The following is a 13,085-nucleotide window of genomic DNA, read 5'->3' as shown; positions in this document are numbered from 1 at the left end:
TTCAACAATATATTACTTTATATTATGTTATGGTTTGAAAGTTTTCACAATGGGTAAAGCACAAATTATTTTCTTATTTCCCTTAATATGGTTTGTTTTATGCTAATCTCCAGTTAAATTTTAAATGCCAAAAATAAAAAGAACTATTTCTCCACAAGACATAAGCTTATAGAGAAATAGTTCTAAACTAATCATAATTTAAATGTATTAATCGTTTCTATAACCTCTTTCGATGTTTGATCTAATATTGTTACAACTTCATTTAATTTAGAAACCATCGTTACTTGTAAATCTGAGGCAGTTGCTACCTCCTTTGTTCCTAGGACACTATGCTTCGCAATAGCATTCATCTGTTCGGTAGTAGCTAATACTTCCTCAGAGCCTGCTGACATTTCTTCAATGACAGCAGAGTCATCTTGAATTTTATTATTCACCTCAAGGACAGATTGCAATATTTTCTCTAGACTTTCACCTATGTGTTGCACTGCTTTATTGCCTGCCTGTACATCTATGGTACTACTAGCCATCTCTTGTAACGCTCGATCAGTAATTTTCTTAAAGCTTTCTAAATGCATGTGTATTTCGTCAGCAGATGCTTTAGACATCTCTGCAAGTTTACGAACTTCATCTGCCACGACCGCAAATCCTTTACCAGCTTCTCCTGCTCTAGCTGCTTCTATTGCCGCGTTTAAAGCTAGTAGGTTGGTTTGATCCGCAATACTCGTAATGATGGTCACCATCTCTTCAATTGATCGGAACTTATCACCCATTTCCTCGACATGATTAGCCGTACGTAAAACAGAAGATTCTACGTTTTGAATTTGAGATACAACTTCTTGAGAATGACTAACACTTGTTTCCACAAGTCCCGTCATTGCTGATGATGACTCCGCAATTTCTGAAGTTGTATCAGCCAGTCGTTGAATACCAATCGACATCTCATTCATAGTTAATACAACCTCTTGATTATTTTGCTGCTGTTGCTCACTACCAGCAGCAATTTCAATAATTCGATCTGCAATTTGAGCGTTTGATTCTTCCACATGCTGAGAAGTCTCATCAATTTTTTGAACAACATTTTGTAAAGCAAATGTGCGTTGTTGAATCGTATGGAAAGTTTCTTTTAATTTTTGTAGTGATTCTCTGAAGGATTGTGCAAATATTGTAATTTCATTTGCTCCTTTTAGCTGGATTTTCTCCACTGCTATCGTTGCCTTAGCAATATCACCTTGAGCAAAACTTTGTGCTGCATCACCTAAATGTGCAAGGGGTTTTAACGCTCCATTAATATAACGATATAGGATGAACATAACAATACCTGTTAAAGCTAATATGACAATAATTAATGCAGGTAAAATAGCCGTTAATACGGCATTCGCAACATTGCTTACCTCTGTTGCTTCTATATCGACCCCAACAAAGGCAACAGTATTCCCTGCCTCATCCTTTAATGGAACAGTACCAGATAAATAATCTCCAAAATCACTATGTAAAATAGCGGAATAATAACTTCCTGTATTCTTTACCTTTTCAATATCCTTGTAGTATGTGGTGGAGGACTCATCTCCTATAGCTCCAGCATTTTCTTGATCATCTGCTGGCATACCGTCCACTAAAAAACGTACCTTTTTATCTTCCTGTGGTACTGCGAAAGTATAGGCATAGAGAACACCATTTATTTCACGTAATTCGTTGAGCTCTTCTCGAAGTCGCCAATATAACTCAGATTCTTTTGGTTCCTTTGAGAGTTGTTCATATTCAGCAGCATTTAGATGTTTTGCAATATTCTCAGCAACTGCAACTGCCTGTGTTCCCATGGTTTTATTAACAGATGATTTTGCTGTGTAGATAGTTGTTATAACGAAAAAAGATAACAAAGCCACTAACATTACCAATGACATTAACACTATTTTATTGCTTAATTTGCCTGTCGCTCGCATACTTTCCTCCTTTAATATACTGATATACTAATATCTTAATAGTTCCTATTGTACTATTTTTTCAACTATTTCGACAATAAATCTATGATATTAAGCATATCCAAATAATTAATGCAATTAAAGTGGCGAACAGTGTCGGAATGGTAAGAATAACACCGATTTTAAAATATTGTCCCCAGCTAATTTTAATGCCTTTCTGGGCTAATATATGAAGCCATAGCAATGTTGCCAGTGAACCAATCGGTGTCATTTTTGGACCTAAATTCGTACCAATTATATTTGCATAAATCAGTCCCTCTTTCATCATGCCCGATGCGCTTGTTTCTGAAATCGCCAAAGCATCTATCATAACAGTAGGTAAATTGTTCATGACAGCAGACAAAATGGCAGCGACAAATCCCATTGTCATCGTTGCTACTACGAAGCCCTGTTGTATAGCTAGTTCAAATAAATTTGCTAACATTCCTGTCATCCCTACATTTTTTAACCCATAGACAACCACATACATGCCAATTGAGAAGAACACAATATTCCATGGCGCTCCTTTTACAACTCTTTTTGTATCTACCACAGAGCTACGCTGTGCTAGCCATAAGAATATTGCAGCGACCCCACATAAAATAAAAGATACAGGGATGTGTAAAACCTCACCAGCTAAGAAGCCCACTAATAGAATCCCAATTACATACCAAGCGATCGAAAATAATTTGGGATCTCGGATTGCCTGACTTGGTTGCTCAACGGCCTCAAGAGAATAATGTTGTGGTATGGAACGGCGAAAAACAATGTAAAGTACTACTATACTTGCCACTAACGAAAAGAAATTCGGTACAAGCATATGAACTGCATAATCTATAAAGCCTATATCGAAAAAGTCAGCGGATACGATATTCGTTAAATTGCTAATAACGAACGGTAACGAGGTTGTATCTGCTATAAATCCACTTGCAATAATAAATGGAAAGATCATTTTTTCACTCAAGTTTAGTTTTCTCACCATCGCTAAAACGATTGGCGTTAGTATTAAAGCACCCCCATCGTTTGCAAACAAAGCGGATACAACAGCTCCAAGGCAACTAATATAAACAAATAAGCGAATTCCACTTCCCTTTGCAAGTCGTGCCATATGTAGAGCAGCCCATTCGAAAAAGCCAATTTCATCTAAGATGAGTGAAATTAAAATAATACCAATAAATGATAGCGTTGCATTCCAAACAATCCCCGTTACCTCTAACACATCATGCCAGGTTACTACACCTATTAATAGCGCAATAGCTGCTCCTATACAGGCTGACCAGCCAATTGATAGTTTTCGTGGTTGCACTATGACAAAAAATAATGTGACTAAAAATAAAATAATGGCTAAAGCAGTCTGCATCGTTTTCCTCCCTAATTAAAAACCAGTAGCTTAAATGCTACTGGTTTACTCATTTCGTTAATATTTATTCGCCTAAATCTGCATTGTGGAAAACATTTTGTACATCTTCTAAATCTTCTAATGCATCAATTAGTTTTTCAAACTTCGCTACATCGTCGCCAGTTAAAGTCACTTCTGTTTGAGGCAACATAGAAAGCTCTGCTACTGTAAATTCTTCTACGCCCGCAGCCTTTAATGCTTCTTGTGTCGCAAAGAATTGGTCTGGCTCTGCATAAATAATTACCGCTTCTTCCTCTTCTAGAATATCGCGAGCATCAATATCAGCTTCCATTAAAATCTCTAGTACTTCATCAGCAGTTTTACCTTCTAAGCCAATAACTGCTGTTGAATCGAACATATAAGCTACAGATCCACTGACACCCATATTGCCGTTATTTTTACCAAATGCTGCACGTACATCTGATGCTGTACGATTTACATTGTTTGTTAAAGCATCCACGATAATCATTGTGCCGGCTGGTCCAAAGCCTTCATAACGTAATTCATCAAAGCTTTCATCACCGCCACCTTTTGCTTTATCAATGGCTTTTTCTATAATATGTTTTGGAACACTGTATGTTTTTGCGCGTTCAAGCACTACTTTAAGTGCACGGTTTGACTCTGGATCTGGTTCGCCTGATTTAGCTGCCACATAAATTTCTCGCCCAAATTTTGCATTAATACGGCTTGTGCTTTGATCTTTAGACGCTTTCTTTTCTTTAATATTGTTCCACTTACGACCCATTGTTTCCACTCTCTTTCAAAAGATAAATTTATAAAAATAATAGATACACAGTTGTATATCTGTAAATGGTAATTAAATACTTATCGTATCTTTACTCTGCAAATAATAACACAATGATGCTTACAAAGCTAGATATACCAATGTTTCATTGAGGATGTTGATAAAGCGTTGCCTGGCACAGTATACGATTGTTGCGCCATCTTATAACAGCTCTTGTTTAATTTTTGCTAGCAATGCCTGACAGCCTTCTTGCACCAATTCATAGGTTTCCTGAAAATCACCTGTATAATAAGGATCCGGGACATCCTTACGATGCGCTGTTAAATCTAAAAATCGAAAAATCTTTGGTGAGTTTGGATGGCCTAGTATTGTACGGATATTACGAATATTGCTTTCATCCATTCCAATAATATAAGCAAACTTTTCAAAATCAGACTTTTGTAATTGTCGACCTTGCATATCTATTGTAGAAATACCATATTCCCTAAGCTTATCCTGTGTACCTCTATGTGGAGGTTCGCCAATATGCCATGAGCTGGTAGCAGCGGAATCCACTTCAATTTTATCTTCTAAATGTTCTTTTTTCACCATGTCGCGCATGACCGCCTCAGCCATGGGTGAGCGACAGATATTACCTAAACATACGAAAAGTACTCGAATCATTTTATTTTCCTCCTACAACAAAGCACTCAAAATCAATTTGATTCTGAGTGCCGTTTGCTTTTATTTTACGGGAATACGTTTCTGTAGTTCTTCTGTTAGAGCAACTAATTCATGCTCAAGGTGTTGAGTAAACTGCTCACGACCTTCTTTACCCTTGCCTGTTACATAAAAAGGCTCACCATAAATTAAATAGCCTTTGCCTCGCTTCATTACATCACCCACATTACGTGCACCAACATAAGCAGCTGGAACAATTTGCGCCTTTGCCAACTGTGCAATGGTAATAGCCCCTTGTTTTAAATCTGTTCCTTCTGCACTACGTGTCCCGGAGGGGAAAATCCCTACAATTTTACCTTCCTTCAATAACTGCGAAGGAATTTTAATCACGCTCGGTCCAGGATTATCACGGTCTACCGGAAAAGCATTTAAATGCTTAACAAGCCAGCCAAGCCCTTTCATTTCAAATAATTGCTTCTTCGCCATAAAGTGAATTTCACGAGGGTACATGGCTACACCAAGGTTTAAAATATCCACATAGCCAGTATGTGTACAAGCTATAATAAACCCACCCTCTTTCGGCAAGTTTTCTTCTCCGTATACACGAGCCTTTGAACCCATTAATTTTAATATTACTTTGACAACATTTGCTGCTAGTTTATACACTGTTACATTCCTACCTTATTCAATAGTTATTCCCATTGTAATCGAAAATACCAGTATACTGCAATTGCAGGTGACCAACTTAAACCTTCCCTACTAATAGATCCACATCAATCGTGATTTCATTTAGTTCAACGGCTGTTTGTTCTGCTTTATGCCAACCCATTGGTGTCATCTCTAATAGAGCGGGTACTAGCTCTTCTGAAAGCGGTAAAGTATAAGTTACACGTTCTACGTTTACCTCACAAAAACTTTCTTGAAAACGAGCTACAATTTGTTCATTAGAATAAGTTTCCTTGTTTGAATCTGCATATAATTGAGCACGCAGTTCCCGCAAATAACCACTTTGCGGTACAACCTTCACAAGACAGCCATTCGGTGTAAGAAGTCGTTTAAACTCCTCATAATTTGCTGGTGATAGTATATTTAAAATGGCATCGAAACTCGCTTGAGCAAATGGACTTTTAGCTAAATCCCCTACACACCAAATTTGTTGAGGATAATGACGTGCTGCAGCCAAAATGCCCTCCTTCGCTATGTCAATTCCAACGCCAATACCATGATCTCTATCATTCATAATGCGAGCTAAATGTGAGCCCTCTCCACAACCAGTATCGAGCACCGTTTTTGCAGAGCTTATAAGCTCACCGATTCGGGCTTCTACAGCATCATAAATCCCACTATCAATAACAGCCTTGCGGGATTCAAAAAGGCTCTTACTATATTTAGAAGCGGCGTTATGTGTCAGCATATTGACATAGCCTTGTTTCGCAATATCAAAGGAATGGTTAGAAGTACAAACCAATCTCCCCTGCTCATATACATGCATTGATTGCTGACAGATTGGACAAGCAAAAAGGGTGATATGTTGATCCATTAATGCCGCCCCGATAGCACGTTTCGATAATGCGCCCATTTCTATGCCTCCTTTTTGTCGTTCGGTGATACAAGAGCATAACGCTCCCATTTACGACTTTTCCATCTAAAGTATACGATAATTGCCCGCACCCATTCATCTGCTGAAATGGCTAGCCAAATTCCGACCAAGCCCCAATCCAATACAAAGACAAATAAATAGCCAAGCGGCAGGCTCATGCAAACCATTGATAGAAAACCAATTTTCACAGGGAATCTAGCATCCCCAGAAGCGCGTAAAGAGTTAATGACAACGATATTCATTGTGCGACCAGTCTCTAGCAAAATACTTAATGCTAACACGGATGCCCCAATCTTAATGACTTCTGGATTATCAGTAAATACCTGCATAAGTGGCTTACGGAATAGCGTAACGACTGCGACCATAATAATCGTAAAAGCAAATGCTGCACGAACACTTTTCCATAGCTGATGATACGCCTCATCTTTTTCTCCTGCACCTACATGACGACCAATAATAATGGCTGTTCCTGTACCAATGGCAATTGCAAATAAATACGTAAACATCGAAATATTCATAGCATATTGTCGTGCTGCTAGTGTTTCTGCTCCTAAGTAAGTCGCATAATATAAAAAGATGATTTGGCAAAATTGATAAAGTACCTGTTCAAACGCAGATGGTAAACCAATGTTTAATATTTTTCTCACATATTCCTTTGAATACTCAAAATAATATTGTAACTTTACGCGCACTTCCATTACCTGATACAGCAACCAGAAAAATACTAGGACGGCTAATCCGCGACTAATGACAGAGGAAATAGCCGCTCCTTTCACACCAAGCTCTGGTAAACCTAAATTCCCAAAAATAAGACCGTAGTTTAGCACAACATGTAAGACGTTCATGCCAAGCGAAACGTACATAGTTTGTTTTGTCCAACCATGTACACGAATAATTGCAGCGAGTGCATTAATAATAGCCTGTAGGAAAATAAAACTCCCAATGATGGCTAAGTAACTTTGTGCATAGTGGAGTACTTCTCCCTGCAAGTTCATCATTGTCATTAAATGTCTCGCAAAGAAGAAAAATAAAATACTCATTAAAAGCCCAACGACCAAATTCATCGTGACCGCTAACGCCGAGATCTTGGCAGCTTCAAAAAAGCGTTTGGAGCCTAAATACTGAGAAACAACAATAGATGCACCATTGCCCACTACCTCCAGAATCAAGATGGCAATATGGATATATTGATTGGCTGCACCTACTCCTGATACAGCATTATCTGATAAAGCACTGAGCATAAAAGTATCGGCTAGTCCCATCAACATAAATAGAAAAACTTCTAAGAAGATTGGCCATGTTAAATGGAATAGACTTAACTTATTTGTCTCTTTAATTGTGTCTGCCAATACTTTCACTTCTCCTATTTTTTCTTAAAAATCTATTGTATCTTATCACAAATATTCAGACTGTAAAGAGATTTATAGGAAGACAGCGCTTCCACATAAAAAATCCCTTTCACATCGTGTGAAAGGGCTCATTTTTAAATTAAGCAATAAGATTGTAATTGCTCTCGTTTTTCAATTGTTAGGCCAAATTCCTGCTCTAAAAACCCAGTCTTAGAACCATAGCGACGATCCATCGCATCCAATGCTGCTTGTAAATAGTCTTCACGGGCGGACATTAATGCATAAAATTGCTGTAGTTCTTGCTCATTATACTGATGCTGAATAGCCTGAGCCATTCGTTCTACCATTGGACGTAAATGTATATTAGTATCTAAATAATCCTCCATGATAGTCTCCACTGGTACATCTAAAGCTAGTAAAATAAGTGCTCCTCCAATACCCGTTCGGTCCTTACCAACTGCGCAATGATGTACAAGACCTAGATTATTAGGATTTTGAATCGTTTGCATTAACTCTTTAAATGAAAGATTGTTAAAAGGCATTTGTGCATAAAAATCCCGAAACATCTCAGGGCTGACCACTTTATAGAAATCTCTACCACCAGCATGGGTTTGCATTTCAAAAGCATGATTACCCTTCGCTGGGATTTGTATATATTGAGCATGCGAGAACACTGGGTTAGGATTATGATACGCCTCATTGTTATCGCGATAATCAAAAATGGTCTTAATCCCTAACGTTTCAAATAGCTCTTTATCCGACAGTGTCATTTTTCCAAGGGCAGCTGAGCGGTAAAATAAACCGTTCTTTACCCTACGCCCATCTTTTGTTTTATATCCACCCATGTCTCGGAAATTATAGACTGCTTCAAATGGAATTACCTTTGTCTCTAATTGCTCCAATCACTACACCTCCTAAGATTATCAAGCATACTTACTTTTATTTTAAAGAACAAACTACATTAATTCCAATTTTCACGCTAGGTAATAATTTAAACCACATAAAAAATGCTAGCTGAATAGCTGACAGCTAGCATGGAAACATTTCTTATTTAAATAACTCTGGGTACACAGCCTTCGCTACTAATTCTACAGCTTCACCAATACGCGGACCAGGTCGATTAGAGATATCTGTATCAATGGACAATACCGCTTTGTTTTGAATAGCTTTCACAGTATTCCAACCATCTCGTCCAAGAATTTCTCCTATTGGATCTTCTGTATAGTTTACTGTTGTTAAAATAACATCTGGATTTTTCGCAATAACATCTTCCTCATTCACTTTTGCCCAGCTATTCAAGTCAGAAAAAACATTATTAACATTAGCTGCATCTAATATTTCTTGCTGGAAAGTGCTAGAGCCTGCTGTATATATGTCTGGCTTAGGGCTAACCTCTAAATAAACATTTTTCGGCGTTTTTACATCCTTCACCTTCGTTTGTACTTCAGCAATTTTCGCTTTAATCTCTTCGTTTAATTTATTTCCTTTATCAGGAACATCCATCACAGCAGCAATTTGTTCGATATCTCCATAAACATCGTCGAAAGTAGTCGCAGATTGAATAACAAACACTTTAATTCCTGCGTCCTCAAGCGGCTTTAGGGCATCCTTATCACCGATTGTATAAGCAATGACAACATCTGGCTTTAACGCTAAAATTCTTTCACTGTTAAAGTTCATAGTATCCGAGACACGTTCAATTTTTTGTGCTTCCTCTGGGTAAGTATCGTACTCAGTTGCTCCTACAATTTTATTGCCAACACCTAAAGCAAACAAAATTTCAGTATTACTTGGTTGTAAAGATACAACTGTTTTTGGTACTTCATTAAACTCTATTTCCACTCCACGGTCATCTGTCACTTTATAGCTTGTTTTCTCTGCTTGTTGTGTATCTTGCGAAGCATCTTTATTTTTTGTATCTTCAGCAGTGCCACAGCCTGCTAATACCAGTGCAAGTAAGAGCACTGATAGCCATTGGAAATTAAATACTTTTTTCATTGTTATTCTCCTTTTTCTTTTTCATTGGGTAGGATTTACTAATAAACGGTATTTCCGCTATTCCAGCTTGCTGATTCATAAAAACAGCCATGACAAAACATACATTAGCTAATAAACCAAGGTAATCGAAAAGAATAGCTGGAACCTCTCGTTCTTCTGATACTTTGTGTAAAGTACGATATGATTTTTTTGCCTCACTGCGACAAAGATGTAAGGCTGCAGCAGCCTCTGTTCCTTGAGGTAAAACAAAACTTTGAATCTCTTCCTTCACATGGCGAACGTAAAAATCATAACGTTCACTTAACCAAGATAAATCCTCTTCAGTTACTGCTAATTTCCCACGTACTGAGCCATTCACATGATAAGCCATAGGTAACATAAGCAATAAATCCTCAGCAACAACTTGAACATCCTCTTTTTTTACCGCAGCTAATGCAACTCCTAGATGTGTTGTCAGGCTATCTGTTCGAATTTCAAAATCGACCGTTGAAGCTTTCTCACGCATAAATGGATAACAAGAATAACGGGCATCTTTTTTCACTTGCTTCCCCCCTATTTTCTATAATGAAAAATTCTTATTTGAAAGGCATAAAAAAGTCGCTCCTTTTTGCAAAGGAACGACAAAAATAACATAATGAGCCATCAAACTAGACAAAGCCTATGTATTTGCCGTATATCCTCCTAGCTTCCGAGAAGTTTTTATACGTTCAAATAAAGGTCGGTCTCCTGGCTTGTACAGTTCGTCACATGAAACGAATGTGTTATAAAGGACCTTCCCATCTTCTTTGAGACAGTGGTAAATCTTTATAATGGCTGCACTTACAGTTGCGGAAACAGCTCCGGTTTTTCACCGGATTCCCGATTATGCTAATTCGCACCTTTATTCTGCAAGAATATTTCATBTGTAAAGCAGTTTATCATATATGCTTCAGAAAAAATAGCTGTGCTCAGTTTTAAAATATAGCATTATTTCTACTTGAAGAGAAAACCCTAACTAATTTTTACATTATTAAGAAATTTACTATAATAGTGTTTCAATTGCTTTTTCAATATCGAGCTGTGAATCTGTTGGTTCAAAGCGTGCGACGGACTTACCATTAGCATCTACTAGAAATTTTGTAAAGTTCCAGCGAATATTACGACCATCTAAAAAGCTTGGGGCAAGTTGAACAATTGCTTCTGCCAACATTTTCTCCTGCATACTTGCCTTCCCAAACTCTCGGTAATCCACTTCATGCTTTAAATAATTAAAGAGTGGATGGGTAGCCTCTCCATTTACCTGTACAAGCTCAAAAATCGGGAATGTGACCCCATAGTTTACCTTGCATAGATGCTTAGTTTCCTCCCCATCTTCAGGATTTTGATGGCCAAATTGATCACAAGGGAATCCAAGAACTACAAAATTCTCTTTTCCATATTTATCATACATTTTCTGTAAGTCTTCAAATTGATATGTAAATCGGCATTGGTTTGCCGTGTTAACAATTAACATTGTTTTTCCACGATATGTTTCCATCGATAAAATTTCGCCATTAGGCTTCCGAACTAGATAATTATAAATGCTCATGCATAATCCCCTTTTTTCATTCATTATAGTTGACTATTCTATCGTTCATCAAAGAATTTGCACAAAAAAACACCACCTCGCTACTTTGAACGGATGGCTGACTTATACTTCTTTTTATATTTAGCATCTTGTTCTTCATTAATTAAACGATGGGCAATATCTAATAATTTCGAGTCATTTGTTTGATCATATAACTTTTTAAATGACATAATAATATCCTGACGAATAAGAGATGGCTGTTTTTCATCTATACATGTTTGAAATCTTTTAGCTAGATACGATACAACCAAATCTCTTTGTACTGGACCCGCCTGTCCAATTTTCCAAATTGCTTGTAATGCATGCCTTGCCGTAGCAGATTGTTCATCGTAAGTCACAGCCCAAATCTTTAAAAAATCCTCCAAGACCCTTTCTTCTGGATCACTTTTTGCAGCTAAAGCGCATAAAATTTGTGCAGCACGTGCACGAGAATAACCATTATTGTATGTAAGTGCTTTTATTAGCTGTTCCCAAACTGCATATGTCCAATCTACGGGTTCCTGCATAATTTTCATTAATTCCTCGTAAGATTCATATTGAATATCGCGATCATGCTCTGTTAGATTACTAAAAAGTTGCAAAATCTCTTTTTCCATAATTCATCCCTACCTTTATTGTTTCAGAACGTAATAAAATTTGATTTATGGTACACTTAACTTAATTTTTTTCGCAAAGAAGGTGAGTTTATGAATAAATTTAATGCTAGGAAATTGATTTTTCGGTTGATTGTGATAATATCACTACTTTTAGCTGTCTATTTTGTTATCCCAGTGTCCATGCCTTTAATACTTGCTGGGATTAGTGCATTTTTCTTAGAACCAATTGTCATGTTCTTTAAACGGAAATGGAAAATGTCACGGAAAATAGCAGTTGCTTTTATTTACATAGTGAGTGTTATTGTTATATCTATTATTTGTTATCTTTCTATTACACAAATAATGACACAAATAATTTTACTATCTAAGCAAGCTCCCTATTATATTTCCAAGCTATCAGATATGTGGCTTCATATGCAAGAAAATRTTTCTAAATACACAGAAGACTTTCCACCTGAAGTAAGTGCTTCGCTTCAAAAAACCACTATGGATTTCATAAAGAAAGTCGAAGAATCCTTTTTAAGCTTCTTTAATTATAGCAAAGTTTCTGCCTTCTTTTCAGAGATACCCAGCCTATTTATCAGTCTTCTCGTTTATATGATTGCGCTATTCCTATTTATGCTTGATTTGCCTAAGTTAAAGCAAATCACTTATAAATATTTAAAGCCCAATACAGCAAAGAAGATAAAAATTATTTTAAATCGCTTAAAAGATGCAACATTTGGCTATATGAAGGCTCACTTATTTGTAAGCTTTATTATTGGAGGCGTCACACTCATTGGACTGCTATTAATCCAACCGAAATATGCAGTAMCAATGACGATTATTATCTGGTTAATAGATATTGTACCATTCCTAGGCTCTATCATTATTCTAGCGCCATGGGGACTTTACCACCTGTTGATGGGAAACACCTCTATAGCTGTAAAATTATTCATCTTAGCTGCTATTTTACTTATTATTCGTCGAGTAGTCGAGCCTAAATTAATGGGAGACCATATCGGTTTATCCACTTTACCAACATTAATTTCCATGTTCATAGGTCTACAGTTATTTGGTATTATCGGTTTACTTGTCGGCCCATTCGTTATTATTTTCTTTATTGCCTTGAAAGAGACAGGTGTCATCAAAGTAAATTTTAAAATTTAATATCAATTTAGTATGCAGGAAAGTC

Annotated in this window: 13 protein-coding genes and 1 riboswitch; of the genes, 1 reads left to right on the top strand and 12 read right to left on the bottom strand. The window is 37.0% G+C overall.

Going from position 1 to position 13,085, the window contains the following annotated elements:
* Positions 1-191: 191 nt before the first annotated feature.
* From ACHZEU_RS15670 to ACHZEU_RS15615, 12 genes are all read right to left on the bottom strand, one after another.
* Complete coding sequence (locus ACHZEU_RS15670; RefSeq protein ID WP_048394168.1) at positions 192-1,940, bottom strand: methyl-accepting chemotaxis protein; 1,749 nt, start codon at positions 1,938-1,940, stop codon at positions 192-194.
* An 82-nt stretch (positions 1,941-2,022) separates the two neighbouring features.
* A complete protein-coding gene (locus tag ACHZEU_RS15665; RefSeq protein WP_369579609.1) occupies positions 2,023-3,318 on the bottom strand; it encodes an arsenic transporter in 1,296 nt (431 codons plus the stop codon).
* A gap of 64 nt (positions 3,319-3,382) precedes the next feature.
* Positions 3,383-4,102 carry a YebC/PmpR family DNA-binding transcriptional regulator gene (locus tag ACHZEU_RS15660; RefSeq protein WP_004231899.1) on the bottom strand — a complete coding sequence of 240 codons (720 nt, stop codon included), beginning with the start codon at positions 4,100-4,102 and terminating at the stop codon, positions 3,383-3,385.
* Positions 4,103-4,303: 201 nt separating this feature from the next.
* Positions 4,304-4,765, bottom strand: a complete 462-nt coding sequence (locus tag ACHZEU_RS15655; protein WP_048394164.1) for a low molecular weight protein-tyrosine-phosphatase — start codon at positions 4,763-4,765, stop codon at positions 4,304-4,306.
* 60 nt (positions 4,766-4,825) lie between these two features.
* Positions 4,826-5,428: a 1-acyl-sn-glycerol-3-phosphate acyltransferase gene (locus ACHZEU_RS15650; protein WP_048394163.1), complete on the bottom strand. Its 603-nt coding sequence runs from the start codon at positions 5,426-5,428 to the stop codon at positions 4,826-4,828.
* 79 nt (positions 5,429-5,507) lie between these two features.
* A complete protein-coding gene (locus tag ACHZEU_RS15645) occupies positions 5,508-6,341 on the bottom strand; it encodes a putative RNA methyltransferase (RefSeq protein WP_048394161.1) in 834 nt (277 codons plus the stop codon).
* Positions 6,342-6,343: 2 nt separating this feature from the next.
* Complete coding sequence (locus tag ACHZEU_RS15640) at positions 6,344-7,711, bottom strand: MATE family efflux transporter (protein WP_048394160.1); 1,368 nt, start codon at positions 7,709-7,711, stop codon at positions 6,344-6,346.
* A 134-nt stretch (positions 7,712-7,845) separates the two neighbouring features.
* A complete protein-coding gene (locus tag ACHZEU_RS15635) occupies positions 7,846-8,613 on the bottom strand; it encodes a tyrosine-protein phosphatase (RefSeq protein ID WP_404803549.1) in 768 nt (255 codons plus the stop codon).
* A gap of 145 nt (positions 8,614-8,758) precedes the next feature.
* Positions 8,759-9,709, bottom strand: a complete 951-nt coding sequence (locus ACHZEU_RS15630; protein WP_048394156.1) for an ABC transporter substrate-binding protein — start codon at positions 9,707-9,709, stop codon at positions 8,759-8,761.
* Positions 9,693-10,250 carry a hypothetical protein gene (locus tag ACHZEU_RS15625; RefSeq protein ID WP_004231886.1) on the bottom strand — a complete coding sequence of 186 codons (558 nt, stop codon included), beginning with the start codon at positions 10,248-10,250 and terminating at the stop codon, positions 9,693-9,695. Before ACHZEU_RS15625 ends, ACHZEU_RS15630 begins: the two co-directional genes overlap by 17 nt.
* Before the next feature lie 157 nt (positions 10,251-10,407).
* Positions 10,408-10,606: riboswitch (cobalamin riboswitch) on the bottom strand.
* A 124-nt stretch (positions 10,607-10,730) separates the two neighbouring features.
* Entirely contained in the window at positions 10,731-11,276 is a 546-nt protein-coding gene (locus ACHZEU_RS15620) for a glutathione peroxidase (RefSeq protein ID WP_048394152.1), read from the bottom strand.
* An 80-nt stretch (positions 11,277-11,356) separates the two neighbouring features.
* Positions 11,357-11,911: a hypothetical protein gene (locus ACHZEU_RS15615; protein WP_004231881.1), complete on the bottom strand. Its 555-nt coding sequence runs from the start codon at positions 11,909-11,911 to the stop codon at positions 11,357-11,359.
* 90 nt (positions 11,912-12,001) lie between these two features.
* On the opposite strand from ACHZEU_RS15615, the gene ytvI reads away from it, so the two are divergent.
* Positions 12,002-13,060 carry a sporulation integral membrane protein YtvI gene (ytvI, locus tag ACHZEU_RS15610; protein WP_404803548.1) on the top strand — a complete coding sequence of 353 codons (1,059 nt, stop codon included), beginning with the start codon at positions 12,002-12,004 and terminating at the stop codon, positions 13,058-13,060.
* Positions 13,061-13,085 lie beyond the last annotated feature (25 nt).

The sequence above is a fragment of the Lysinibacillus sp. S1 genome (genome assembly GCF_044986265.1).
Lineage (GTDB): Bacteria > Bacillota > Bacilli > Bacillales_A > Planococcaceae > Lysinibacillus > Lysinibacillus capsici.
Note: the sequence above shows the minus strand (reverse complement) of the source record. Positions and strands in the feature narration are given on the sequence as shown.